The organism is Bradyrhizobium sp. NAS96.2 (genome assembly GCF_001908235.1).
Classification (GTDB): domain Bacteria; phylum Pseudomonadota; class Alphaproteobacteria; order Rhizobiales; family Xanthobacteraceae; genus Bradyrhizobium.
On sequence record NZ_LGHK01000022.1, the window covers coordinates 21,610 to 47,400 of the forward strand.

The window sequence follows — 25,791 nt, forward strand, 5'->3', positions numbered from 1 at the left end:
GTGATATGATGAGAGGTCAATGATTGCGACCGAGCGGCACAGCTTTGAATTCCTCAGCCGCCGCCTTCACTGCCCGCTCGATCGGGATTCTCTCGATGGACGAAGCGCCAACGAAGCCGACGCACTGCGTCGACCGATAGACCTCGAGCGTGTCCTGCGGCTCCGCAATGGCCCCGCCATGGCAGAGCAGGATCACGTCCGGCCGGACCGCCTTGGCAGCTGCATTGATTTCGTTGATACGTCTGATCGCATCTTGTATTGGCTGTCCCTCCTCATGGCCCACCAGGCCCCCCCGGGTTGCGCCGACATGCGGGACGATACAGTCGGCTCCACTACTCGCCATGGCCTTGGCGTCTTCGGGGCTTGCGACGTAGGCCAGCGAGAAAATGTTCTTCTTGCGGGCAGCCGCGATCATCTCGAGCTCGCGCTCGAAGCCGAGCCCGACGCGGCCGCGACGGTCGCGCCATTTTTCACCCATGGTGGAGATGGTCGGATAGTTTATCACTCCGGAGAAGCCGGCGGCCCAAAACCTGTCCAGCAGGGCATCGAGGTCCAGCCGAACAGGATCCCAAGCCTCGACGCCGCCTATGATGGGAACGGAAGACACGACGTTGCGGATTTCCGCCGCAAGCTCAAGCGTGCGCGCGTTGGAGTCTCCGATCCGGCTCGTGGGAAGGCCCATGAGCCGGGATAACCCGGTGCTGTAGACTACCAGCATGTCGGCGCCCCCGAGCACTGCGCATTTGGCGACCAAGCCGCAGCTGCTACCTGCGGCCAGGACCGCTTTCCGTTCGGCTAGCTGTCCTGCGATCCTGGTAAGAATTTCGGTCCGATCAAACATCCGCATTGGATGAGCCTCCTTCCCGCAACTGTTCCAGGATCCACGTCACGGCGACCTCGGCGAACTCGGGATCATTGATGTGGCAGTTCAACTCGCGGGCGATGATCGACGGCGGCAGATTGTGCCTGACCGCATCGAACCAAGCCTTGTCGGCACCGGGATTGCGAAAAATGCCGCCGTCGCGGTCGTAATCGGATACGCCCTTCGCTGGCCAAAGTACGATGGCGGGGCCCTTCGCGCCGTACAGACGCTCGGCCGTAAGCCGGCCGATGCTTTTGTTCTCTGACACCGTCGTGCGCATGAGCGTCGTGTACGGAGTGTGAGAATAGAATTGGCGCCCCCGAAACTGCGCAGGGACGCTTGAGGGCGAACCAAAATTGACCATATCGACTGCCCCGGGCGCGATCACTTGCGGGACCAGGCGGCGCGAAGCCGCCTTGAGCCGATCCGGACCGGCGCTAGCCGTGCCGCCGAGGAGTTCGTCAGCGAGTTCTGTTGTGGTCAGATCGAGGACAGCATCGAACTCACCGGCATCGACCAGCTGCTCCATTTTGCGGCCGCCGGCTCCGTTGGCCGGAAAGACGATCGCATCGAGGCCTGCCTCACCAAGACGCGCCACGCACCAATTTGCCGCGGCCGTCGTTACGCCGAACGCCGTGATCGCAACAGTCTTCCTTTTCCGCCGATGCTCGGTTGGCGCATACTGCATCGCCGCGATCGCGCGACCTGCATTTTCGAGGACTCTTTCGGTAAAAGCGTTAATGCCGAAGAGATCGACGAGCGTCGGATAGAGGATGATGTCGTTGTGGACCGCCAATTCGGCGAGTAGGGCTGGCCTGGCGCTGCTCACGAGCAGCTTTGGGAAGCCATACGGCAAATCCGACACAATCTCGCCGAAAACTGCGCTCCCCTTGCCGCCCGCTACCCCGGCAATCGCACTGATCGCGCCTGATTTTAGAAGGCCAACAACTTTGCTGCGCGTGCTGGCAGCGATCTCTTTCAAGAGCTCCGCAGGCGAGTGGACACGAGGACTGTTACTCTCGGTTTGATTGTCCCCGGCAATGAAGCTTGATGTACCGACGTCGATTAAGAGGGTCTTGCGGCCGCACGCTTCGATAATGCCCGCGAGGCAAGACGCTTCGCGTCCCTTGGTATCCAAGGTCGCCACAATCGCGACGGCGCCCGCAAGCTCGGACGAGTTACCATCCCGGACCAACCTCCGGCCGTCCGCGCAATGGTGAGACACCACGTTCCTCCCAGATCATTCCAAGCACCAATCGTCCTAGGCCGGGCTGAAACGGGATATAAGCTTGGCGAAGGGTGCAATTGGGTAAGATTGGGTAGATGTGTCGGTGCTGACAACGGCTAGCACCCCTCAGGCATCTTCCTGCAAATCTACGCACCGTCCGTGCGCCCTCAGAAGGCGCATGTCGATCTTGTCCAGCATTGGCTGCAATGACCGCTTGTTTGAAGCTAGCCTTATCCTTAATCGCTCGCGGATGCGCTGGCTGCGTGCATAGCTGCCTTACCTATTAGTTCGCCTGCCGATTGCAGTGCTGCCACCGCTGGTGTTCTACGCGATATGTGGGCCTCGGAGCGTCTCTGGCCGCCGGCTCCAGGCGTCTTATTCGATCCGGTCGGCATGGCGAACCAGCGACGCCTTCATTTCCCTAACGGACGCTCGGTGCCACGTGCTGACAGCAATTCGAACATTGGTTCGGTCGACGCAACTCGTGCTGCGGTCCGAAACTAAACGCGCCGGATGTCCGGAACGCATCAAGCTGAGCATGTACGCGACATTCGCCCACAGGACAGCAACCTAATCCTCTGGTTTGCGCTGGCTCGATTTCTGCACGGCACTGCCGAGATCGACAGGATAGGAGGCGCGCTCATGCGTATCTGCGGTATCAAACTTACGCATGACGGAGCGATCGCCCTTGTCGAGGATGGACGACTTGTTTTTTGCATTGAGCAGGAGAAGCGAGGCAACAACCCGCGCTATCAAGCCATTGACAACCTCGATGCAATTGGCTCCGCTTTGGCGGAGCACGGTTTGGATCCGCGAGATATTGATCAGTTCGTCATTGATGGCTGGATTGGGGACGTAGAATCGCAGTTCGAAGTCCTCAGTGGTGCGGCGCCTGTCCTCCTCAAAGGAGGGCCGTATCTTGAACGCCATGCCGATGGCCTCCTTAATTCGCGCGATGGCTCCGGCCTAATTCTCGGCGGCAAGGCCTTCCACTATACAAGCTATCCCCATGTCGCAAGCCACGTGGCCTCCGCATACTGCACGAGTCCCTTTGCTAAATCAGCAGAGCCCGCGTTTTGCCTGGCATGGGATGGCAGCACCTTTCCACGTCTTTATCATGTTGGGCGCGAAGGCGCCCGGTTTCTCGAATGCCTATTCCCGATCACTGGCCATGCTTATGCATCGGCCGGCCATCACTTCGGGCCGTATAAGCGGGCTGACCGCACCGAATGGGATCTCAGTGTTGCAGGCAAGCTGATGGCCTACATTGCGCTCGGGTCTGTCGACGAGAACATCGTGGCTGAGTTTCAGGAGCTTTACGCGGACCGCTTTGTGACCGATATCGAGCTTGCCAAGCATTACAGGGCCGCAGCGTCCCGCGGGGCCCTGCAAGACCACCTCGATTTGCGTGCAATTGTTCACGACTTCTTCGATACCATGGCGCTCCGGTTGAAAACCAAGCAATCGGAAGATGTACTTGCATCGTTTCATTGCTTCCTCGAGCGCCTGCTCGTCAGCGAGATGGCGATTGTCCTGCAGCGGCATTCGCACGTTCCGGGGGCACGGAATTTGTGCGTAGCCGGCGGCTGCGGTCTCAACATCAAGTGGAATAGTGCCCTACGCGCGACTGGTCTTTTCGATGCTGTTTGGGTGCCGCCGTTTCCGAACGACAGCGGCTCTGCAATTGGAACTGCTTGCTGCGCAATCGGGGCGCGGAAACGTTTCATGGCTTTGGAATGGTCGGTCTACAGCGGGCCGGCCCTGCGGCGCGGTGAAATCCCGACCAAATGGCAGAGCGCCCCGTGCAGTATACGCGAACTTGCGACGATGCTTGCCGGCAACAAGTCGGCAATTTTTCTTACCGGGCGCGCCGAGCTCGGGCCACGGGCGTTGGGCAGCAGGAGCATTCTGGCAGCGGCGACATCGCCGGAAACGAAGGACTACCTAAACGAGATCAAGCTTCGCGAACACTTCCGCCCAGTGGCGCCGATATGCTTGGAAGATCGTGCGCCGGAGATTTTCAGTCCCGGAACGCCGGATCCTTACATGCTGTTCGACCATCAGACACGCCCAGAATGGCGAGACAAAATCCCTGCCGTTGTGCACCTCGACGGATCTGCTCGATTACAGACTATTTCCAGAACGTCGCAACATCCAATCGCAGAGCTTCTCGTCGAATACGAAAAGCTCACGGGCATCCCACTACTTTGCAACACGAGTGCCAACCACCACGGACGCGGCTTCTTCCCAGACATTGCGGCAGCCTGTCGGTGGGGACGCGTTGGGAACGTGTGGTGTGATGGGCACATCTGGACGAAGAAAGCTGACAGCTGAATGTCGGCAGCCCGCCCGCGTCCGTTCCAATGCCGCATGGTCAGCGTAGCAATCAACTTAAGCTAAAGACTGGATGGTCGTTTTTGACCGTTTGGCTCGCCGTCACCGAGAGGGCCCGCTGTGCGCTGAACGGTACGGACCAAGCGACGGCGGATCGCGGCTAGAGCATTCGCCGATCTAAAATGGCACATGGATCGGGTTCGCAATTCGTCTCCCCTCATTCAAAGTCAGGCATCTTTGATGCCCGGGCTCTCCCTCATGGAGAAGAATAGTTGTGTTCGGAAACGGCAGCCCGCGGAAGTCGCTGCGGCTCACGCGCAGGACGAACTGGCAACTTTGCGCTTACCGACCGCAGCAGCGGCAGCCCTTCCCCGTCGGGCCCATGCTGATCCCAGCATCTTTTATGATTATGCCCTCTTCGATTTTTCGGCTGCGTTCATTCTCGATCATGTCGGCGATTTCCTTACGCCGCGGCCTGAGTTAACGGTATCCTTTCAAGACCGACTTAGTTTGATTGTCCATTACATCTCTCCTCCACAGACCGGGCAGGGTTTCAAAACTCTCTTGGGGACCTCTATCGAAGGCGGCGATAAGGTCGCCGGTAACAGGTCCCTTGGCGATTTCTCGCCACTCGACCTCCACGTCATTGGCGTCAGGAAGGGCTCTTAGGGAGTAAGATCGCTTCTCATCCCAGCGGACAATTAGCGACCAGACGATAGAAGAACTTGTATAACGCCTGCTGTAGCCAGCACCGCAAGGGCGACCGCTTCCGACCAGCATTCTTCATGTCACAGTTCGACGAAACTTCTCAAACAGGCTAGTCTGCTTGGCGCTTAGACGATCCCCGCGCAATCTGCCGCGCGAATCAATCCTGTTGGCTTGGCGCATCAACGTGCAAACATGGACGCTGCCGGCCGTGATGCTGGCTTTTCCGCGGGCGGGCCGCGCGTTGCCAACATAAGTACGAAGAACATGACGAGTATCAAAAGACCGCGCATACCGGAATCTATCCTGAAGCTATGTCAATCGCGGAGCGGATCACGTCTCGAGCATTTGCCCGAAGGACGAACGAGTCTTGCGGCGTTCCGTCGAAGGCTGACTTGACCGCAAACGGCCGTGCGGCCGGGCGAAAGCGCCAGCATCAGCCCAGCAGGTCGATCCTGCCGGTTTCGAGCCGGTATAGGCCCCCGACTATCTTCAGGGTGTTCTGCTCAACGGCCGAGCTCAAAATCGGGCTGGCCGATTTGAGCTTATTGACGTTATCGATCACATTCTGCCGGATCGCATCGGCGGACGTATCACCGGTTTGCTGCCGAGATCCTCTTACCGCAGGAGCAAGCGCGGCAACGAGAGATGGAATATGCCCCGGCGCCGGCTTACCCTCGTCAAGCCACTTGATCGTGGCGTCTATCGCGCCGCAATGATCGTGACCAAGTACCAAGATCAACGGCGTGCTTAGTACGGCGACTGCATACTCCATGCTAGCGAGCGCGTCATCGTCGGCGAAGTTGCCGGCAACGCGGCACACGAACAAATCACCAAGTCCGCTGTCGAAGGCAATTTCGGGCACTACACGAGAATCAGCGCAGCTCAAAACCGCCGCATATGGATTTTGACCATCGACTAAAAGTTTGCGTTCGCGCTTCAGATCGCGCACTCGCGATGCGCCCTGCACATAGCGATCGTTTCCCTCCATGAGGCGCTTCAGCGCAAGATCTGGCGAGAGCAGGTTATCAGGCTTGGGCGGCGAACTTGCATGCTTCGCATCCACAGTACTGGCGTCGAACGGCAGAATGATTGCCGATAAAGCGAATAGCAACAGGGAGCGGCGCGACGGCGCGACCGTGATTGGAGAGGACATGCTCCGGGAATGGCCTGCATGCATGTGTATCACATTCATCGCGTGGCCCTACGCCATCCGGCGGCTTCGGCCTCCGGCTCGCTGCAGAACCAGCGTTCGGCCGACTTCTTCGTCATGTCGATTTGTCCGTAACTGAGTTGCTCGGGCAAGTGATAAATGCGCTTGCCGTTGCGATCCACGGTGCCCTTTATCAGACACTCGGGCGAAGGCGGCTCCGATAGCAGAGCGGATCCGAGCAGGAGTTCTTGAGCGTCGCTTGGCACCGAGCTCACGCCGACGATGATCGTTCCCTTGTTGCGGCGCCGCCAGTCCCAGGGCGCGATGAACGCTCCAGACCACAGGCCCGCATAAGCGTTGCTCGCCCTCACCTCATGGATAACGTAGATGTTGGTAGATGAAGCGGATGACAGTGCCCAGCCCGAGCTGACCATCCAGGCGTTCATGTCCTGGCCTTCGATGAAGCAACTGCCGAGTGACCTGCCGTACTTGTCCACTCCAGCGGTTTGACAATCCCACGTTCGTCCATTCGAGTACCTGATAAGCGCGTCGCGAGCAGCTACCCCGCAAGCCCACTTGTGGCCATGGGCGTCGAGGCAAATCTGGTCAGTCTCAGGCGCCTCGATACCCGAGAGCCGAATCCTGGTTTGCTCGATCTCGATTGTATTTGCATCGAGGATGTGCGGAGAGCCGCTGAGTTTGGCCGCGCAAGCCGGAGATGTGATGATAGCGAACAACGCTGCCATCATTACGCGGTGTTTCATTCGTGCAACCTTTCGCTCTTGATTGATCGGCTCGGGAAATCGTACGATCCGGCGCAGCCACGTTCGAATGCTTGACTGCACCGGTCCGTCCATCTAGTCGGCATCGTAGACGCTTGCTCTGTGAAAGCTGGAGTGTTTTCAGCTTACGATCTGACGCAGCGTGAGGTTCAAGCGATTTCTTTTGAGTGCATTTGCGATGTGCTTGTGGCCTCTCTCTATGCCCACTTAAGGCGAGCCTGTACGACCCGCAGACCAATCGTACCTATGCGGAGACGGCGGCACATTGCCGCACCGCCATATTGCCGGCGCGGCTGGCAAGCCGCGCGACAAGGCCAAGGTCGAGCGAGCCGTCCTCATCGTCGAGCGCTGGCTGCTCGGTCGCCTGCGTCATCGCACTTTCTACGGCCTCGCTGAGGTCAATGCGTCGATCGGCAAGCTGCCCGCCTTGCGGAGCTAAAACGTTCTTATGGCACCTCAAGAGGTCTCGGCGATTGACCGCCAGGTTGCTGGATTGCGGTGAGAGTGCTGAAGAGTTCTCGTTGCCTCTGCCGGTGAACGCAATGTCGTTCGCAGGTCCTTTCGCTTCTTGAAGAGCACAGTTCAAGACGGATCCAACGAGGCGGCTTTTCCGACGCTGGCGGTCTCATCGTTGTCTGATGAAGGAGACCGTCCGACGCCGGCCGAGTAGCATTCTCCATAACATCGGCCGGCTGGTCAGCCGCCGTTGGGTCATTCTCGTCGTGCCCTTCCCATGAAAACTCGGCGCAGACGAGTGGCAGATTGCGCCGGCGCCAGCTTTGGCCATGCCCCCTCGGTGATGCGCATTAACGGGCCGCGAGCTTCTGAAGTCACAAGCCAACCTCTTAGCGGGTTTGATTGTTGGCTCTCGCTCGGTGATGGGGGTACCAAACAAAGTACGTCACGTCCTTGGCAAGGCCCTCCGACCAAAGCCTACGTACAAATACCTAGTGGCTTCTACTTAGGGGAAACATCCAAATGTCGCGCTTCGTCCGTAGCGGCCAATCTGTGTCCATCTATCTTCTCACGATGGGGTGCCGACATGCAGCTTCGCGCTGCCGTTTCTGCCCGGACGAGGCGTCATCTGACCAGCGCCTTGCGAGGCCCTGCTCGCACGGAGGGACCGTTCGGCATGAACGGGACGCCGATGCGTTTCGCGCGCAATAGCGAGATCTACGGCGAGGAAGAGGCAGCAGAACACCTTTATCAAGTGACGTCCGGTGCCGTGCGAACCTACAGGATCCTGGAGGACGGACGTCGCCAGATCGGTGCTTTTTATCTATCCGGAGATATCTTCGGCTTCGAGGCCGGCGATACTTATATCGCTTCAGCCGAGGCGATCTGCGAATCACAGGTATTGATGGTCAGGCGCAGCGCGCTCATGATCCGCGCAATCCATGAAAAGGATCTGGCACGGCAGCTCTGGAACGCGACTGCGCTGGAGCTACGCCGCTCTCAAGACCATGTGATGCTGCTGATCAGCAGCGCCGAACAGAGGGTCATGGGCTTCCTACGCGATATGGCTCGCCGCGCCCCGAAGAACGCAGCCATCGAACTTCCCATGTCACGACAGGATATCGCCGACTATCTTGGCCTAACAATCGAGACAGTATCGCGAACCTTTACTCAACTCGAGCAGAAGGGCATCATCTCACTGCCCACCTCACGGCGAGTCGAGCTGCGCGACCACATACTGTTCCATGACTTTACGCGGAACTTGGGCTGAGTCGATGCGCGCACACTCATGCGATTTGCGTGGCGGTCGGCCTGCGGCCCTCGCGCCCGCAGAAGCAGCGCCGCCGCTGTTCACGGGCGCGGCAATGGGGCGCCGACGTCTGTTCAGTTCGGTTGACGCTATCTCTTTCGCCTTACTTTGGTCCCTCAACGGAGCAGCGCATGATCGTCGATCTTTTGCGTCGAGAGCATCGCAATATGGAACTGCTTCTCGCCGTACTTCAGCGCGAGCTGGAGATTTTTGAGCGTGGCGATCGTCCTGATTACGAGGTAATTCGCGCGATTATCAGCTATTTCCAGGTTTACCCTGAGGTGTACCATCATCCGCAGGAAGACCTGATCTTCTCTAAGCTAAGGATTCGCAATCCGGATGCAGCGGCAAGTCTCGGAGACCTCACGCGCGAGCACCACGAAGGAGCTGATCGTTTGCATCACTTCGCACGAGCGATCGATGCCGTCCTCGCGGATCGCGATATCCTCCGGCAGGAGGTTGGCAACATCGTGCGCAACTTTATCGTGTGCGAACGGGATCACATGATGTGGGAAGAACATGAGTTCTTCCCGGCGGCGTTGAAAGCTCTGTCTCCTCAGGATTGGATGGAAATCGGTTCGGCTCTCACCGATCGTAAGGACCCGCTTTTCAGCGAGGCAGGCGAAGCGAGTTCCGACGCGCTGAGAGCGCACATTGTGCAATTGGCAAAAGAGGCTGAAGCCGAACGGCACCCGGTCAGTTTTCATCAGGGGTGACGGCCATCCAGCCGCGGGGCGCCAAGACGGGCGGCCAGTTATTTTGACCTCGCGCCGGCCTCCTGAAGATAACCTGATGTTATATCCATTCTGACTCACTCGATGATGAATGCGCCGGATCTCCAGCAAAGCTTGCTGGTCTGCCGTGGACGGCGCCCCATTGCCCGTACATGACCATTCATCAGTGGTTTCGATCCCAGACGTATGCGCCGCGGGCATCCCCTACCAATTTCGGCTTCAGAGTCGACGTTTAGCAGCCAGCTACACCGGAGATTTTGAGGCAGCGCAAAGCGTGTCCGCCGCGAGTCCAATACTCGCTTAAGAGAGCGAGAGGATTCCGCATGCGATCGGACTTAGCAAAATCCTACGGGCAGGATCGGCTGCCGCGTTATACCAGCTATCCGACAGCTCCGCATTTCTCATCGTCAGTGCGCGAAACGGACTACCGAACGTGGCTCAAATCGTTGCGGGTCCAGCAGCGCGCGTCGATTTACCTTCACGTGCCGTTTTGTCGATCCTTGTGTTGGCACTGCGGCTGCCACACGTCTGTCACAAAGCGCAACGACCCCATCGCGATCTACGCCGCAGGACTGCGTACTGAGGCTTACCTCGTCGCAGAGACGATCGGCCAACGACTATCAATTTCCCATATCCACTTTGGTGGCGGCACTCCTACGGTCATGACACCCGAAACGTTCGCTGATCTCGTCGGCACGTTACGCTATTCGTTCCTGGTGCGGCCTAATGCCGAGCTCGCTGTCGAAATCGATCCCCGCACATTGACCGAGCCGATGGCGGAGGCGCTCGGCTATTGCGGGGTTAACCGAGCGAGCCTGGGCATCCAGAGTTTCGATCCTGCTGTCCAGCGCGCCATCAATCGTCTGCAGAGCTTCGAACAGACGGTGACTTCGGTTGAGCGGCTGCGACGCGCTGGAGTCGGGAGGATCAATTTCGACCTGATTTACGGCCTGCCCCTGCAGACGGTCGGTTCGTGCCTAGACACCGTGGCGAAGTGCTTGCAGCTCCGTCCGGACCGTTTTTCCGTGTTCGGCTACGCCCATATTCCTTCATTCAAGAAGCACCAGCGCAAGATCGACGAAGCCTCCCTACCCAACAGCATCGAGCGATATCTCCAATCCGAAAAGATCGCCGAAGCCCTGATTGATGCGGGATACGTGCGTGTTGGCCTCGATCACTTCGCCCTCCCAGACGACGCCCTGGCGTTTGCAAGTCAGGAAGGTACGCTGAGGCGCAACTTCCAAGGCTATACGGACGATTCCGCAGATGCACTTGTCGGTCTCGGCGCCAGCGCCATTGGCCGCACGCCCCAGGGATTCGTCCAGAACGCTGCGGCGACAAAGGACTATCTCGCGCGCATCACCGATGACCGGTTTGCCACCGTTAAGGGTTACTCGCTCACGGAGGAAGATCGTTTCCGAGCCGAGATCATCGAGCGTCTCATGTGCGACATGGCCGTCGACCTTGCCGACATATCCCGCCGTCACGGCAGGGACCCGACACTGGCCATCGTCGATCGGCCTCGGATCGACGGCCTTATCGCGGATGGCGTCGTGACTATGGACGGTGACCGGCTTTACGTAAGTAGCGACGCTCAGTTTCTGGTCCGGAGCGTCGCCGCGGCGTTCGACGCTCATCTTGCGCGGTCCAAGGCTACACATAGTCGGGCGGTTTGAACCGATTCACTGAAATGAAGGAAATCGTGTTTCCAGAAGACGAATAGAGTTGTTGTAACCGGATGATCGGGCATATCGTCGTCAGGAAACAATAACCGGACGGACTTATGCTCGGGTAGCACAATCAGGACCATTGAGCCGTAAGCCGATTTGGCATCCCGTTCCGATTCCGCTAACGGCCGTCAGCCTCTTTATGGAGCTCTTCGTACAGAGGTCCCGAAGGAACGCGTGTTCATCGGATCAGCTCAAATTCGTCGAACAAACGCGCCCCAGCGCAGTATTCAATCATCAGCAAGCGCAAATTGCATTAATAAGGACGAAAACATCGATATGGTAAGCAATCTCGGTGAAGCAGTCCTGACGGACGACAATTCGCCGAGCAAGCGCACATAAGAATCAAGTCTGCGCCCCGTGCCTTACATGCCGCGATTCAGCAGCGTCGACGCCGCACTTCATGCGCATGCGTGGTGCTGCGCCATGGAAAACGCAAAGGGGGCTGCCACCTAATGCCGACAGGAGGCGATAAATGCGTAACAGCGACCATCGATCCAACCACGGTTCAGTTAGGTGCTGCGCGCTATGCGGAGGACGGTTCGGGCTGATCCGCTATTACTATTGGCGAACGGCCTTTTGCTCCAAGAAATGCGTCGAGCGCTTCAAGACGCGGCGAGAGGCCGACCATAAATGGCTCCGATGGTTGCGAGCGGCTTGAGATGCGAGCGATTAGCACAGAGAGTTCGAATGGAGTGCACCAAGCCAACAAGGAGCTATTAATCAGGGCTCCCGGACTCGGATGTTCACACATATCCATACTTTAGATGCTCTCCATCAAGACAATCGATTGTACCAGCCCAAGGAGCGTCAGATAAGAGGTATATTCGTTCGCAGAGTTTGCGGCGCATGCCCTCGCCGCAATCGAACCGTTGGCAGCCTCTCCTTCTGCCAATGGAGGTCGGTGCGATGCCTAGTAGCGTCGCTCCTCCCGGACTGAGACTTCCGCCCGGCCGCCGAAAGGAGACCGGGCTTCTTTTTTGTGCTGATTGCATCAACGACGGATCCCTTAGACGCACATTCGTGCACCATTGCCGTGCCATCTCGGTAGGTAGGCAGGGAAACACAAACCGATACTGCTTCCTGTATTGGGGCATTCGAAGCGCCGTCGTGGCTGGCGAACTCGGCTGCGAAATTGTATGCGGGAGAGGATAACGACCGTCAGGAGAGGCTCGTCCCTTCACAAGTCTTGAGCCGTCTCGTCATGGAGACACGTGCCCCTTCGAAAACGCCGGCTCATCTGCCCGCTCCTCAGTCCCGCCCATCGGAAGGCATCGGGCTGCTTCTTCGCTTGTTCGTGAGGCCGAGCATGGAATGAATTCTCTTCGCTCGAAGCACGCATCGCAACAGTCAGTTGGCAAACAGTCGCTTGAATCGTCACGCTGGGAACAGCACAATCCTGATGAGAGCACCCGCGCACCTGTCTGGTAGCCGATGAAGGCTGAAACTCCGACTTCTGGTAGGGCCGCGCGGATTCGAGGCTCATATGCCGCGCTCATCTCAGGCGCAAGGCACGTCCCTTAACCAGGCACCGCCATACCCACTGAACCGCGCATTCTCCCCGGAGCGCTTCCCGAGTGGCAAGCAGTTGCCAGCCAATTTGCTCGCTGTGCGAGGCAAAGGTTGGGACGCCGAAGGTGCCAGATTAAAGTCAGAGAGAGACCGGCGCCACGCGACAAAGCCGAGCCTCCAGTCGTCACAACGGTCCAAGCGCCAGATCGGCTCCTTTGCTAGCGCCATCTGAGCCGCGCTTCCAATTTTTTTGACAGCGACAGTCAAGGAATCTCGCTGCGGATTGGCGCAGCAACTCACTATTCTTTTTCCTGCACGACTGGCCGCGCCTTCGCTTGGTCTAGCGTGTCAGAAAGAAAGGAAAACGTGATGAAGAAGAAGATCGCTGAGATCAAGACCACCATCCGCACCACCACTCCGTACACGGGTACGCTGTAGGTTGGTTCTATGTGTGCCTTGAATGCATCTACCTGATGAGAGCATAGCGGCATCGGAGGGTGGTCCTTTCGACCCCCCTCCTTTGTGACAGTTGCGGAGAGTACAATGGTTGATCTGATCCAGCAGCGCATTGCCCCGGCCATATCGTCTTCCGTCGAGATCAGTCCGATCACCATCTTGAAGGCAGAAGGGGGCATGACACCGGTTCCGACGATCAAATCGGCACTCGCGAGCTCCGGCTGGGACATCTCAATCACTGACGGCGACTGGCGGACCGGCGGCTACCTTGCGGGGCTGCAAGCGCTCATCGACGCCGAACTGACGTGGGCGGCTGAAAATAGCCCACAATTGGTTGAGGCGGCACAACAATCCTTGAAGCGGCTATTCCCTCTCCTGGTCAGCGATGCCTTTAGCGTGCCGAAGGATCTCACCAATACCTCGAGCAAGGAGGAGCGCACACGCTTCTATCATCACGAATATCAAAATAAACTCTTGGTCGGACTAGCCGAATTCCTGATCACGTGTGCTCGAGAGCGCAACAAACGTCACATCCTCGTCATCGACCGGGCGGCTACGCTGTCCGCCCCGGCGAAGAACCTGATCAAGCTGCTCGTCAGGCTGGACGACGGTACGCGTCTGTTTCGGTTTCTCCTGATCGATTATGAACAATGCCTCTTTTTGCAGGACGCCAGCGAAGTTCACTTCGGCAGATATAGCATGCAGGAACTGGAGCCGGTCCTGGATGTGAATCTCGCTTCCGAGAAACAGCGGCAGATCTATGAGGCAAGTGGCGGGAATCCGCTGATCGTCGAGGCCTTGAGCAAATGCGCGGCAGCCGGATTGCCGGTCATCGGCTATCTCGAGCCGATCGCGATCGTGGATCTCCATCTGGCCAGCCTCAACACCGGGGAACGGCACAGCCTTCTCAAATCGTACATTGAATCTGATTGCACGACGCCTGATCTCATCGCGCAACGAAACTATGCGACCTTCGAGCAGGCGACTGCAGATCATCTGCACGAGCAGGTGCACCGCGCTTCCCTCGACCGCTATCTGACGGGCGAGGCGCCGCTCAACATGCTTCATGCGCTATCAATAAGGGATAAATACAAGCGTCTGGAATTGGTTGCAGAACCGAGTCTGATCCTCCAAAGCATCGGCCTGTATGACCTCTGGTTTGGCTACTTTGGGGCACTTTTCGCCGATCCTGCGCTTCGCACCTACGGTTCGGGAGATGCCCCGGTGAACGCCGCCTTCATCAACGCGGCTTTTGTGCTGTATTCGCTCGGCTGCGGGCTGGTGTCCGTTCCCTATTTGAATGAATTCTACAAGATATTCCCGAAGAGCCGATACACGCCAACGGTCCTCTATGCCCAATCAATGACGTATGGACGCTATCAGCAGCCGGTCAACCTCACGGTGGCCGAAGAGTACGCGGTCCGAAATCTTGAGACCATCGATCTGGATTTCAAGGGTCACGACAAGTACGATTATATCAAGGTGTTTGCAGAGAATGCCTATGCTTACATCAAGGCCAAGCAGGAGAAATATGAGGAAGCCCTCAGCCTTTGCGCGGAAGGCCATGGTAAGATGCTTAAGGCGTATGGCGGCGAGCGCTTCAAGCTTCACCAGTCGATTCTTATCTACAACACCAGTCAGGTCTATGAACTCGTCGACGATCTGCCTCGGGCTGAGAAGCAGCTGCGTGAAGCCATTGCCTACGATCCCTATTATGGAGAGTATCAGAATGACCTGGGGAACCTGCTTTCTAAAGTACCCGGAAGGGAAGCTGAGGCTCTAGAGGCATATGCGCACGCTATTGAGCTCTGTCCCCCCTATTACGAAGCTCATCTGAACAGGGCCGCACTTCGCAACAGAATGGGCGATGCCGCAGGGGCTCTAGCCGATCTCGACAGAACACTTGTCATCAAGCCAAACGAATGGCGAGCTCACTTCGAGAAAGGCAACATCTTGATGCGGCAAGATAGGCCGAAAGCTGCTCTGGACTCCTATCTAGCAGCAGCCAATATCAACTCCAAGAATCCCGATCTGCTGAGCAACCTCGGTCTCGCCTATTCCGAGCTTGGTAAGGCGAACGAGAGCATCGCGCACTATCTTCGAGCTCTTGAACTTAACCCTCGACATGCGCCCACGCACAACAATCTCGCTATCGAGTACTTCAACGAGGGCCGGCCAGATACATCACTGAACCACGCCACGGTCGCTGTCGAGATTGGAGGAGATCCAGATTACCTCCTCACTCGTGAGCACATCTGGACAAGTCTGCAAGCTGACTTGGCTTCGCGGCAGGATCGAGCTTCTGCGTCTTCCGCCAGGCCTTCATGAGCTGGCGGCTCATGGCATTCCTTGCCGTCGAAGTCGAGCGGCCTGCGGCGGTATTAAGGCAAGGTCTAGCGAACCCTGTCGCGCGACAAGCGCCGCAAATTCAGGGACTGACCAGGCAACGGGACCCGGGTCGGTCGGCACCTTGTCCCGAACGACCGCACGTCACTGGCGGGGAAGTAGATATGGTCCCTTCTGACCATTCGTCCTGTTGCGAGAGCGTTCGTCATACTCTTGCGGGCTCATCACACGGATGTGGCGGAACAAGACCGGCGTCATCTTCGCTTCCACATCAAGCGAAACCGATGACATCGACGAGCCAGAAATGAGCGGGTCGAGCACGCGGCAAGTCGTCTATCTATCGCATTTGATCGTTCAGAGCGGCGGCTGGGCGTTTCGAATTGGCATCCTAATCGGCCTACTCCAATCCGGCATGAGCGCCGCGGGTTTCGGTGTTGCCGTCACTTTTGCGCCTATCCTGCTTGGGAGCCTTTTCTTGTCGCCGCTGGTCGACAGACGTGACCCGATCTCTGCCATGATGATCGTCAATGTGATTCGCATATGCGCGCTGCTCGCCATCTTCGGCACCGACGGAGCCGATTCCTTTCTGAGCTATGCCTCAATGGCCATCCTAAGTCTGGTCCAGCCCGTTTACTTGTCTGCAGAAGTTTCTTTCTTCCGTCGTATTACATCGAAAGACGGCATGATCTCGGTGCTGCGCAACATTGCCAATATCGACTGGCTAACCTATCTGATCGGAATGTTTGCAGGTGCCACGCTCTCCGGGCAGTTGCATTTACGTGGCGTTCTGGCGTTCAACTTATCGGCGATCATTCTGTCCTTGATCGTGCTTCTTGGCATTAAGTTGCAGTTGAGAAACACACCGACAATCCTTGAGAAGCAGCCTTCCGGAACTGTCCTGGATTTGGCACCGCTCTATCCCGCATTCCTTGCAGTCTTTCTGCTCAATCTCGGCGCGGGCATCATCAACGTCTATCCCGCAATACGTGCCACAACTGGAGGCGTTCTCGACAAAGGCCTTCTGTTGGCTATCGTCATGACCAACGGCGTTTTGGCCCTGCTGGGGGCGCTAGCCGTCAAGCCGATTTTCAACCTGTTAGGCGCGTTGCCGACGGTCGCCGGGGCCGCGATGCTGCTTGCGGCATGCCTTGCGATCATGTCGCTCGATGCTGGCCTGACTGTGGTCATCGCGTCCAGCAGCGCAATGCTCGGCTTTGGCCAAATATTTGCGGCTGCCGCCCACACGCACATGGTCTCTGCACTTGCTCCGGATCGAGCCGGCCGCCTTTCCGGGTTGTTTCAATGTTGTACCTATAGCGGGGTTGCGGGAAACGGCATTGCTGTTTCGCTTTTAGGTGACCGGCTTCCTTTCGGCACGATCATGCTTCTATGCGCAGCAAGCGCATTTGTTGCTTTCGCTGTTGCTACCTTTGCAGTCGTGAGATCAAGGCACTCTCAAGGGTCATGTCCGGTCGATCGGTAATTCAGGGATCCACACGATGCCATGGGATCAGTTGTTCCTATTAGAACGCTCGTTTGCAGATCCGTCCTTGCCAGGACGAGAATTCTATTGCTGGCAATGCTTGCTATTGGACGGGGTGCTGTCCGCGTTTCCAAGGCGCGCTGCGATGCTCGACGTTCGCCGGATTGCCTGGGCCAAGCCACGGACCGCACTCATCGAGAGGCTTGGCCAGGATCATCAGTCCGCGCCGGTTCTCATTCTCGAGAAGGGAGCCCCTACGCCGGAGAAGGCGAAGTACGCGAACGGGCTCGCCTATGTCGACGATCCATTTGCAATCCTTCATTGTTTAGCTGTGCGTCACGGCTTTCCGGCGCTTTATCCTGGAAGGGTGGCGCCTTGGCCACGATGGTCATCACCGGGTTGACGACAGTATTGGCCAAGAGGACGCTTCGATTGAACGGTCTGCTTGATCTTGCGAGTTGCGGCCTGGGACAGGCGATGGCTGATGACTCCGGCCTAATACTTCCGACAGTACCCAGCGTTCAAACTCGCTAACAGCCGCAATATTTCGCCTGTGCCCATTGACAAACATGTAGATTGAGCGATTGACCGGCACGAAGCCAAACGGAGCCACAAGCTCTCCCTTCTCAAGGTTACTTTGGACCAGAATTTGCGAGGAAATGGCGGCTCCAAGCCCACTTTTTGCCGCCTCTACAGCCAAAGTAAATGTGTCGAACACGACGCGGCGCGGCCCCTGCAAGCATATTGCAGCCGCGCTGGCCCATTCGCTCCAGGCGTCCAATCCGTTGGCCTCGTGCAGCAGAGGAATAGACAAAATGTCCTGCGGGCTTTTGATCGCCTTGAGCGTAGCGGGCGCACAGACTGGGCCAATCATCTCGTTCGCTACATGCACCTCACGGACCGGAAGCGGCCGCTTCAACAGGCCGGAAACGAACAATACATCCAATGCACCAACAGCCAGCGCATCTAGATCGGCCTCGGTCTCAAAGACAAAATCAATGTCCTGATAGCGTTGCCGGAACGCACCAAGACGAGGCAACAGGCCGTGTGACAAAAATGTGGTTGAGCACCCCACCACCACGGAACGTCCTGCATCGCTCCTTCGTAGTTCATAGCATCCCTTCTCGAGCATTGTGAACGCGCTCGCACAGCTGCTCTTTAGCTGTTCGCCGTCGGATGTCAGCCGCACGCCCGCACTATGGCGAACGAATAGCCTCCTGCCGAACCAATCCTCGAGAAGGCGCATCTGGTAGCTTACCGCGCCGGAAGTCATGTTTAGCCGCTCGGCCGCCCTTGAGAAGCTTGGAAACTCGCTGACCGCCTCAAACAAATGAAGGCTTTTCAGAATAGGTAGCTTGCGCATCCGACTTACCTAATGGACGCCGTTAACTGCGATGAGCTATTATTGAGCTTTCATGCGCCTGGTTCTTCCCAGCACCAACGACCGCTATTGCTGACTGGATGGACACAGCTGACCACTGAGACCTCTTCGGTGCCAGGTCTATCGACGCGAGTTCACCGAACAAGTTCGCTGCCCAGTTCGGTCAAGACACACGGACGCTTCCCATCTTGTCGTCCTTGAGGCACGGGTTGAGAATCCCGCTCGGTGCAGCGTTCGTACTGTGTGATCTCCTCCAGAAGGATGCGACCGAATTTGAGGTTGGAACAACAAGTTCTGGACCAATCAGGCTCTGCAACACTTGCCCATCGACGGAGAGACTGCCGGCTAGCCACGCTGCAACACTAGCAGCTAGTTGACGGGCTTGAGTTAACGCTTCTCGCGCTCATGGAATTCCTCCAATCAATCTCAAGATCCGGCATAGCATCTTGCCCGTCAATTGGCTGGTTGGCAGGTATTGCCTCTGCGTTCGCCTCGATCAATACAGCCAGGGGACGTGGTGACGTCGAGATAAGCAATGGTCCCGGATTTATCTGCTTCGATAAGTTTCTCCGCCGAATTTACTCCGAACAAAGCCGTTTCGATGCATAGGTGTATTCGAGCGCTAGTCGACGTGCGTATTCGATGAGATTGGCCGCGGCGGCGTGTCCCCCATCGGTGTTCTCGTAGTAGAAGTAAGGCTGGCCCAGCGCGGCGAGTTTCGCGGCAGCTTTGCGCCCGTGCGATGGATGCACGCGGTCATCCTTGGTTGAGGTGACAATTAAGGGAGCGGGGTAGGTCTTGCCCGGAGCCAGCTTCTGATAGGGCGAGTAGGCTTCAATCCACGAGCGCTGCTCGACGATGGAGGGATCACCGTATTCGGCAATCCAGGAAGCGCCCGCGCCGAGGCTGGTGTATCGAAGCATATCAAACAGCGGCACCTGCATGATCGCCGCATTGAAGAGCTCGGGACGTTGGGTGATTGCGGCGCCAACGAGTAGGCCACCCTGGCTGCCGCCAATTACTCCTAGCCGGCGCGGACTTGTGACCTTGCGGCGGATCAGGTCTTCGGCAACGGCAATGAAATCATCCCATGTCGTTTGCTTCGTTGCCCCTTGGGCTGCTTGATGCCATTGTGGACCAAACTCGCCACCCCCGCGCAGATTCGCAACAACATAGGCATTGCCCTGTTCGAGCCAGAGCCGTCCCACGGGTCCGAGATAGGAGGGCAGAAGCGAAACCTGGAACCCGCCGTAGCCAGAAAGAAGTGTTGGGATGGCGCCGTCAAACTTCGCATTCTTCCTCCGTACCAGAAAATAGGGAATTGACGTGCCATCACACGAAGTCGCTTCGCACTGGTCTACGACGTGATTGGACGCATCAAAGGCGGTAGGTGTCGTCTTCAATTCCTCAAGGTTTTGGGTTTCGGCATCAAAATACCAGATTGATGTTGGCCTGAGGTAGTCCGAGACCGTGAACATCGCCTGGTCCGCTTGCTCGGACGCGGCTGACACCTTGACATTTGTATGTTGCGGCAGCGGGATCGGCGTCGACGACCAAGCTTTCTTGTCGTACTGATAAAGGAACGCTTTGCTCTGAACGTTCTCAAGGATTGTCAGGATCAAGAAATTCTTTGTGCTACTGAGCCCGCTCAGGGCCTGGCGGGACCCAGGCTGGAAGACGAGCGAGGCTTTAGCGCGCAGCGGATCCTGCTTCCATTCGGCTAAGTCATACGAAATCAGCGAGCCGGTCCCAAATCTGACGTCATCAGGCTCCCATTCTTCGTCAAGCTTCACAAGCAGGCGACCGTTCACGAGCCCGACTATCGCGGCCTTCTTCGGCAGATTGAGCTTGATGGGCCCATCGGGGCGGAAGACCACGTACTCACACTCGACAGAGCTGATGACACGGATGGCGCCGGTCGCATGTATACGTCCTTCACTGTCTCGAAGCACCAACGGCAGCGTCTGAACGTCGGTAGGCTCGCCACGAAAGATCTCGCGAGCCTCACCGAGCGGCTGAGCGCGTTTGAGCTCCTTCACCACAAAGGGGTAGCCGGCCTTCGTCAAAGACCCCCCGCCCCAGTCCCGTGCAACCAGGAGTGTGTCACCATCGACCCAGCTGACGTCCTGCTTGCCCTCCGGAAGATAAAAGCCATCCGCAACAAAGGACTTGGTCTCGCTGTCGAACTCACGTATAGACGCGGCATCCTTGCCACCATCGGAAAGACTAATTAGGCAGAGGCGGTCTTCAGGTGGAAGGCGACTGCCACCTTGAAAGACCCAATTCTTGTTCTCGGCATTCGCCAATGCGTCCACATCGAGAATGGTTTCCCACTGTGGATCTTGGCTACGATAGCTTTCTAGCGTGGTGCGTCGCCAGACGCCGCGCACATGGTCTTCATCTTTCCAGAAATTTTCTAAGCCGCGCCGTCCGAACGAAACGTATGCAATCCGATCCTTGGACTGCAGGATGGTGAGCGCCTGTTCGTAGAAGCCCCGATAGCGGGGATCGGCCTGGAGAACCCCTAGTGTCTTCTCGTTTTCGACGCGAGCCCAAGCCAATTGGCTTCGTCCTTCGATGTCCTCGAGCCAGAGGAATGGATCATCAGCTTCCACCAACGCAGCTCGCTCTTGCGCAAGCGCCGTGGTGCGGGTAACCGATGGCAGCGCGGCGGAGAGGAGTGATTTGTTCATGGACTTTCTCCCGATGAGATCGACAGGCCAAGGACACGCCTGGCGCGTCAAGCAGAAGCGGCGGAAGCACGCAGCGCATGGAATAGCGCATCTTGCGGACCATTCATTGCAAACTGCGTGCCGGCTAAAGAGCCGAAAGTTTCAGCCGCGTGGCTGCGCCGACCATGTCCGATTCCCGACATTGGTTGCCAAGCAAACACGGGCAACGTGTCGGCGAGATTCGCCTGTCGGACACCGCCAGTCTTTCGATCTTCATTGGTCAAGAAGGGACACAACGATGCAGCGGCGCCAGCGCAATTCCTATCCCCATATCTGCAGGTTCCCCGAAGCTTCGACGCTATCGGGCAGATTGTCGGCGGTGGTCACCATGACAAAGAACAGCGCGTTGATCAGCAGCCAGATCGCGGTCAAGTAAAGTGTGGTGTACACGGCGAGGTGCTCCAAATAGTCATCGGACGGCTCGGCTCCTCCTAGCCAGGAGAAAGAGCTTGCATTCCCTGTCCCGTCTCTCGGTGGGCTAAGCTCTGCGGGCGCCCACAAGCCCTAATCCACCAACCACCCGACTGCGCCGCAGCGCCCTCGTCAACTAGCTTGTCTAGTAGTTGACTGAGATGGAGGGTCCCTAACAAGCTGGATGCGATAGCAGAGCTCAAATGGGGCTAATAGTTCGAATGCACCGACCTTCATGCACGATCGTTTCGACACCTCCATCTCGAACAGCAGATCCGCTGGGCACATCTTCTCCGATCAGAACCAAGCTCGATCCTTGGCACGCTTCGCTCGCACATTGCGGCTCGTTGTCATGCACGATCGCTGTGAACAGCACATCCAGCGGGTCCAGTTCGGTGCACGCTCCTCTCGCGGAGCCGTCTCAAGCCCGAGTGGTCGTTTGAGATAAGGGGGCTGACCAAAACACGAACAATGACACGTCCAGAGGTGGAAACGAAGCTTCTTAATGTTGCCCCGCTAATCAATGAAAGGCCACGATACCGAACAATTCGACGATTAGCTTTTTGCCGTTTGTGCTGCTTATTCAAACTCCCGCGCAAATGCAGCTTCGTGGAATAAAATTCGTCGGGTAATCGGCGCGAGCAATTGACCTTTGTATAGTCAAACGGAATGACGCGATGAGAAAAGCGGTTGATGATCGCTTATTAGCCGCAATTGATCGGCTAGCAAATTCCTCCAGCGAAGTCGCCGACGCTTTGTCGACAATGCTTAACAAGCAGGACATTGCGAATGAACACCTGCGCAAACTTGTAACCGCTGCAGAAATGTACGGGCTGCCCAAAACAAACCATAGCTTGTTTCGAACTTTGTCTGCGATTGCGCAGGAACAAGCCATTGAGATAATCCGCACAGAAATGACGGACGCAGTGTTTTTTGCCGATCATGATGAGTTCAGGTTTGATGCCTTGTCAAAAGCAGGTACGGGTGTTGCCCTCGAGTTCGGCGTCTATAGCGGTTACACTATCGGCGCCATGGCCGAGCGATTTCCAGAGCGGCAGTTTTATGGCTTCGACAGCTTTAATGGCCTCCCCGAGCGCTGGAACGGATACCTTCCAGTGGACTTTGATCGTGGAGGCAAAGCGCCTGACGTTCCGGAGAACGTAGAGCTTATTGTTGGCCTGTTTGATGAGGCGATTCCGGTGTTTGCTCGGCGCGAGCTGCCCGTTGCGTTCATCCACGTCGATTGCGATATATATTCAAGTACGAAAAGCATCTTTACGGGGCTCAAGTCTCAGATTCGTCCGGGATGCGTTATCGTGTTTGACGAATATTTCAACTACGTAGGGTTCGAGAAGCATGAAAGATTAGCTTTCGACGAATTCATCCGTGAGACTAACTATGGTGTCGATTGGATATCTTATTCGGGACAACAAGCCGCTTGTCTACTGACGAGAGGGGCCGAGGGGCACTTCCGTCGAACCGATTAAAGAGCTGGGTGTCGTCGAACGCGTTCCGGGCTAAGAGCGCAAAGCCGGGCAGCGGCCTATTTGCTGATCCGGACCGCTGCCATCCAGCCAGAAGCGCAGGATGACACGACGGTGCGGGCACGTTCGCCCTGTACGTCGCGAACTTTAAGCCCGCCGATGGCTCGCAGCGCAGGGCCATGCGCGGTTCGACCGGCTGGGCCGCCAGCACCACTTTGAGGTCAGACCGTAGCGCAATCACCGGATACGCCTTCTGAAGCAAAGCCCGTACGCGCTGCTGTCACGGATGGGCTCGGACCATGCACTCGGCGATGCCTGCAGGATCGCCGGTCATCCAGTTCCTCGCCTCCTGGGCGACGATGCGGTAGTCCCTCGTCTCGGCCAAAGCGGATTCTCGGCCGTTGCGGGCCAAGAGTTCCAATGAAACAAAAATCGCGCCAAACTGCGTCCGGATCGCGGCCACTCCGTCGGAAGGACAATCGAGCAGCATCGTAGTCAACCCTCGATAGGAGCTTGCCGCGGGGCGGGCCGACCGTCACCTCAGAGGGCGAACAGCAAGTTTCCTCGGCCCGCGTAGGTCATTGATTTTGTTGAGATGAAATCGCCAATTCGGCCGAAAACACGAGTTTAGCGTCGAACTCGGGCGCCGCTTCTCGAAGCGCAGCCTCCATGCCTTGAACTGTTTCTCGTACGACATCCTCAATCTGAATTTGCCGAGACCCTAAGAAAACGGCCGGGGCGCGGCTAGCTGGTCCGATCGGCGGTGACGGCGGTAGTCCGTGCCGCAAAAGCACCCAGTCCATTGCCAAGCGAGCGGTTCGTCCGTTGCCATCCTGAAAGGGATGAAGGCTGGCCAACCGCTGATGGACCTGAGCCGCGAACTCCACCACGGCCATGGGACCACTGGATGTCAAGCCGCGCTCGTTGCCTGCGGCCCAATCGGCGAAAGCGTCCATTTCTTTGGAAAGTGTTTGAGGTGGCGGATATCTTTTCGTAGTCCAAGAATCCTCGCTTACAGGCTGCACGTCCACCTCTCGCAGAACGCCGATGGGCGTAGCCTCATCCGCATTTCCCAGCAATATACGATTTAGTGCAAAAATGCTTTCTAAAATGCCTTCTTTCGTGAATGGAGAATTCTTCTTCGCCCACTCCTGCACTGTGGCTGCAGCATGCTGCCATGAAGAATCGATTTCATAATTCTCCGCCAATGTTCTGGAAGCGGAACACCGAAGCTTGTCTATGCGGAAGCCCGCATCGGCGGATAACTCGCTTCCGACTTGACTCCACACGTGCTTTATTTCCTCGCATCTTTTAGACAAAGATAAGCGCTCCCGATGCTCTAACGCCGGAGACTGGAATACCCGGGACATGAGTGCCAGCTGTGTCCCTGTAACGTAGACCGCTACATTTCTAAGATTCATATCTGGAAGATTGCTCAATTCACTATTTGATGCCAAATCAAGCGTCGAAAGATTTTGAAGATTTCCCAGTGTGCTGGGTAGCAGTCGCAGCTTGCAGCCTGCCAAGCTAAGTTTCTCAAGCGCTTCGCAGTCGCCTATTTCATTCGGCAATCCACGCAATGAGTTGAATGATAGCGAAAGCGTGGTTAGGTTCTTCAACGCCCCAATACTACGAGGCAGCTCGACAATTGAGCAATCATTCGCAATGAGCTCCGTCAAATGCTTGCACTGGGACATTTCATTGGGCAACTGGGTGAGCGCGGCGTTCTCCGAAATATCCAAGCGACGCAGGTGATGAATCCGATTGAGCCCAGGGGGCAGATGCGACAAATTCAGGCCACTTAAATTTAGGTCCGTCCCACCTTCGTCAAAACAGCGCAGGATGCGATCCATGGCCACTTGCCTTTGCTCGCGTGATCGCGACGCGCTTGCTTCATCTGACGTCGATGGAACACAACACAGTTTGCTGCGAAAGAATGACGATTTGTTTTTCGTGGGTGCTTGATTGCACCACGCTTGAAGTTCCGAGCGCAATGCGCCGGACGATCCCGCTCGATCCATCTGCCGGCCAGAGCTGGCTCGCGACATAGTTGAGTGTACGTCGTCCTGAGCGACCTCTGGATGTAGCATCGCTTGATCATCGCCTAGCTCCATGCCTGCAACCGTTTCTGCAAAGCGAAGGCTATCTTCTGAGTCTCTCGATTCATCAGCCTGGCTAGCGCTTATGGACTGACTGGATGAGCCAACGATTCGACCGTACATGAGATTCCTCCCCTATCGGCAATTTGCACGTTGTTGAGCGAGTGCCGCTCAATCATGATATACAGGCTTAGTTGACCATAACCTGACGCACAGGCGCCAAGCATGTGTCCGCACTTCCACGCGACGGCTTGGTTATCACGATGATTCAAGCGCGCGCTTCACAGTAGGCATCCGGCGTAGCCTTCAGAGCCGGCTCCGCAAATCTGAACAGTGCGATAAGTGGAGTTTCTGCCTGACGGCGGGCAAGATTGGCCCGCGAATCAGGAGAGACGATGACGAGACGCGCACGCCGGAACCACACACCGGCTTTCAAGGCGAGGGTCGCGGTGGCCGCCGTCAAGGGCGATCGAACGCTGGCTCAATTGGCGGAGCAGTTCGACGTGCATCCCAATCAGAGTACGTATACGACGAATACCGCCCCCGATTGACGCATGCGCGCGGGCACGGCGAGCTCAATGATAGCGTTGCGTGAAG

General features: G+C 57.1%; 18 protein-coding genes and 2 pseudogenes. 11 read left to right on the forward strand and 9 right to left on the reverse strand.

Annotated elements, in window-relative coordinates; genetic code table 11:
* Positions 1-16: 16 nt before the first annotated feature.
* Positions 17-847, reverse strand: a complete 831-nt coding sequence (locus AC628_RS05710; RefSeq protein ID WP_074125764.1) for a phosphoenolpyruvate hydrolase family protein — start codon at positions 845-847, stop codon at positions 17-19.
* Positions 834-2,090, reverse strand: coding sequence for a Tm-1-like ATP-binding domain-containing protein (locus tag AC628_RS05715; protein WP_349510102.1), 1,257 nt, complete (start codon positions 2,088-2,090; stop codon positions 834-836). The genes AC628_RS05710 and AC628_RS05715 overlap by 14 nt, the downstream gene beginning before the upstream one ends.
* Positions 2,091-2,732: 642 nt before the next feature.
* Between AC628_RS05715 and nodU the strand changes: the two genes are divergently transcribed.
* Both nodU and AC628_RS05725 read left to right on the forward strand, forming a co-directional pair.
* On the forward strand, positions 2,733-4,424 hold the full coding sequence (gene nodU, locus AC628_RS05720) for a nodulation protein NodU (protein ID WP_074125830.1): 1,692 nt from the start codon (positions 2,733-2,735) through the stop codon (positions 4,422-4,424).
* Between the two features lie 258 nt (positions 4,425-4,682).
* Positions 4,683-5,093: a hypothetical protein gene (locus AC628_RS05725; protein ID WP_143201451.1), complete on the forward strand. Its 411-nt coding sequence runs from the start codon at positions 4,683-4,685 to the stop codon at positions 5,091-5,093.
* Positions 5,094-5,565: 472 nt separating this feature from the next.
* On the opposite strand, the gene AC628_RS05730 is transcribed toward AC628_RS05725, so the two are convergent.
* Together AC628_RS05730 and AC628_RS05735 are read right to left on the reverse strand one after the other, a co-directional pair.
* Positions 5,566-6,285 carry a carbonic anhydrase gene (locus AC628_RS05730; protein WP_245321043.1) on the reverse strand — a complete coding sequence of 240 codons (720 nt, stop codon included), beginning with the start codon at positions 6,283-6,285 and terminating at the stop codon, positions 5,566-5,568.
* Between the two features lie 35 nt (positions 6,286-6,320).
* Positions 6,321-7,139: a thermonuclease family protein gene (locus AC628_RS05735; protein WP_143201452.1), complete on the reverse strand. Its 819-nt coding sequence runs from the start codon at positions 7,137-7,139 to the stop codon at positions 6,321-6,323.
* Between the two features lie 131 nt (positions 7,140-7,270).
* Between AC628_RS05735 and AC628_RS05740 the strand changes: the two are divergent.
* From AC628_RS05740 to AC628_RS05780, 7 genes and pseudogenes are all read left to right on the forward strand, one after another.
* Positions 7,271-7,491, forward strand: a pseudogene (locus tag AC628_RS05740) (IS21 family transposase); the annotation flags it as partial.
* A 705-nt stretch (positions 7,492-8,196) separates the two neighbouring features.
* Entirely contained in the window at positions 8,197-8,790 is a 594-nt protein-coding gene (locus AC628_RS05745) for a helix-turn-helix domain-containing protein (RefSeq protein ID WP_083632608.1), read from the forward strand.
* Between the two features lie 170 nt (positions 8,791-8,960).
* Entirely contained in the window at positions 8,961-9,545 is a 585-nt protein-coding gene (locus AC628_RS05750; protein WP_074125768.1) for a hemerythrin domain-containing protein, read from the forward strand.
* 341 nt (positions 9,546-9,886) lie between these two features.
* Entirely contained in the window at positions 9,887-11,239 is a 1,353-nt protein-coding gene (gene hemN / locus AC628_RS05755) for an oxygen-independent coproporphyrinogen III oxidase (RefSeq protein WP_074125769.1), read from the forward strand.
* 2,106 nt (positions 11,240-13,345) lie between these two features.
* Positions 13,346-15,586, forward strand: a complete 2,241-nt coding sequence (locus tag AC628_RS05770) for a tetratricopeptide repeat protein (RefSeq protein ID WP_074125771.1) — start codon at positions 13,346-13,348, stop codon at positions 15,584-15,586.
* Between the two features lie 250 nt (positions 15,587-15,836).
* The gene (locus AC628_RS05775; RefSeq protein ID WP_074125772.1) at positions 15,837-17,087 is read left to right on the forward strand and encodes an MFS transporter; all 1,251 of its coding nucleotides are present in this window, start codon (positions 15,837-15,839) and stop codon (positions 17,085-17,087) included.
* 16 nt (positions 17,088-17,103) lie between these two features.
* Positions 17,104-17,490 carry a DUF3088 domain-containing protein gene (locus tag AC628_RS05780; RefSeq protein ID WP_074125773.1) on the forward strand — a complete coding sequence of 129 codons (387 nt, stop codon included), beginning with the start codon at positions 17,104-17,106 and terminating at the stop codon, positions 17,488-17,490.
* On the opposite strand, the gene AC628_RS05785 is transcribed toward AC628_RS05780, so the two are convergent.
* The 3 genes from AC628_RS05785 to AC628_RS45770 form a co-directional block, all read right to left on the reverse strand.
* Positions 17,479-18,450 (reverse strand): LysR substrate-binding domain-containing protein, encoded by a 972-nt coding sequence (locus AC628_RS05785; RefSeq protein ID WP_074125774.1) that lies wholly within the window; start codon positions 18,448-18,450, stop codon positions 17,479-17,481. The genes AC628_RS05780 and AC628_RS05785 overlap by 12 nt on opposite strands.
* Before the next feature lie 596 nt (positions 18,451-19,046).
* Positions 19,047-21,161 (reverse strand): prolyl oligopeptidase family serine peptidase, encoded by a 2,115-nt coding sequence (locus AC628_RS05790; RefSeq protein WP_074125775.1) that lies wholly within the window; start codon positions 21,159-21,161, stop codon positions 19,047-19,049.
* 300 nt (positions 21,162-21,461) lie between these two features.
* The gene (locus AC628_RS45770; protein ID WP_283806537.1) at positions 21,462-21,590 is read right to left on the reverse strand and encodes a hypothetical protein; all 129 of its coding nucleotides are present in this window, start codon (positions 21,588-21,590) and stop codon (positions 21,462-21,464) included.
* A 698-nt stretch (positions 21,591-22,288) separates the two neighbouring features.
* Here AC628_RS45770 and AC628_RS05795 point away from each other — a divergent pair.
* Positions 22,289-23,098: a class I SAM-dependent methyltransferase gene (locus tag AC628_RS05795; protein WP_074125776.1), complete on the forward strand. Its 810-nt coding sequence runs from the start codon at positions 22,289-22,291 to the stop codon at positions 23,096-23,098.
* Positions 23,099-23,375: 277 nt separating this feature from the next.
* Here the strand turns inward: AC628_RS05795 and AC628_RS05800 are convergent, their stop codons facing one another.
* Entirely contained in the window at positions 23,376-23,585 is a 210-nt protein-coding gene (locus tag AC628_RS05800) for a hypothetical protein (protein WP_074125777.1), read from the reverse strand.
* An 88-nt stretch (positions 23,586-23,673) separates the two neighbouring features.
* The gene (locus AC628_RS41995; RefSeq protein ID WP_168193308.1) at positions 23,674-24,948 is read right to left on the reverse strand and encodes a Fic family protein; all 1,275 of its coding nucleotides are present in this window, start codon (positions 24,946-24,948) and stop codon (positions 23,674-23,676) included.
* Between the two features lie 641 nt (positions 24,949-25,589).
* Between AC628_RS41995 and AC628_RS05810 the strand changes: the two are divergent.
* A pseudogene (locus tag AC628_RS05810) lies at positions 25,590-25,712 on the forward strand (transposase); the annotation flags it as partial.
* Positions 25,713-25,791 lie beyond the last annotated feature (79 nt).

Excerpts from the sequence above, each read along its gene's own strand:
- AC628_RS05800 (WP_074125777.1), bottom strand. The coding sequence starts at position 23,585 with ATGCTGCTCGATTGTCCTTCCGACGGAGTGGCCGCGATCCGGACGCAG.
- AC628_RS05785 (WP_074125774.1), bottom strand. The coding sequence starts at position 18,450 with ATGCGCAAGCTACCTATTCTGAAAAGCCTTCATTTGTTTGAGGCGGTC.
- AC628_RS05770 (WP_074125771.1), top strand. The coding sequence starts at position 13,346 with ATGGTTGATCTGATCCAGCAGCGCATTGCCCCGGCCATATCGTCTTCC.
- AC628_RS05780 (WP_074125773.1), top strand. The coding sequence starts at position 17,104 with ATGCCATGGGATCAGTTGTTCCTATTAGAACGCTCGTTTGCAGATCCG.
- AC628_RS41995 (WP_168193308.1), bottom strand. The coding sequence starts at position 24,948 with ATGGATCGCATCCTGCGCTGTTTTGACGAAGGTGGGACGGACCTAAAT.
- AC628_RS05710 (WP_074125764.1), bottom strand. The coding sequence starts at position 847 with ATGCGGATGTTTGATCGGACCGAAATTCTTACCAGGATCGCAGGACAG.
- AC628_RS05745 (WP_083632608.1), top strand. The coding sequence starts at position 8,197 with ATGAACGGGACGCCGATGCGTTTCGCGCGCAATAGCGAGATCTACGGC.
- AC628_RS05750 (WP_074125768.1), top strand. The coding sequence starts at position 8,961 with ATGATCGTCGATCTTTTGCGTCGAGAGCATCGCAATATGGAACTGCTT.
- nodU (WP_074125830.1), top strand. The coding sequence starts at position 2,733 with ATGCGTATCTGCGGTATCAAACTTACGCATGACGGAGCGATCGCCCTT.
- AC628_RS05735 (WP_143201452.1), bottom strand. The coding sequence starts at position 7,139 with ATGGACGGACCGGTGCAGTCAAGCATTCGAACGTGGCTGCGCCGGATC.
- AC628_RS05775 (WP_074125772.1), top strand. The coding sequence starts at position 15,837 with ATGTGGCGGAACAAGACCGGCGTCATCTTCGCTTCCACATCAAGCGAA.
- AC628_RS05790 (WP_074125775.1), bottom strand. The coding sequence starts at position 21,161 with ATGAACAAATCACTCCTCTCCGCCGCGCTGCCATCGGTTACCCGCACC.
- AC628_RS05725 (WP_143201451.1), top strand. The coding sequence starts at position 4,683 with ATGGAGAAGAATAGTTGTGTTCGGAAACGGCAGCCCGCGGAAGTCGCT.
- AC628_RS05730 (WP_245321043.1), bottom strand. The coding sequence starts at position 6,285 with ATGTCCTCTCCAATCACGGTCGCGCCGTCGCGCCGCTCCCTGTTGCTA.
- AC628_RS05795 (WP_074125776.1), top strand. The coding sequence starts at position 22,289 with ATGAGAAAAGCGGTTGATGATCGCTTATTAGCCGCAATTGATCGGCTA.
- hemN (WP_074125769.1), top strand. The coding sequence starts at position 9,887 with ATGCGATCGGACTTAGCAAAATCCTACGGGCAGGATCGGCTGCCGCGT.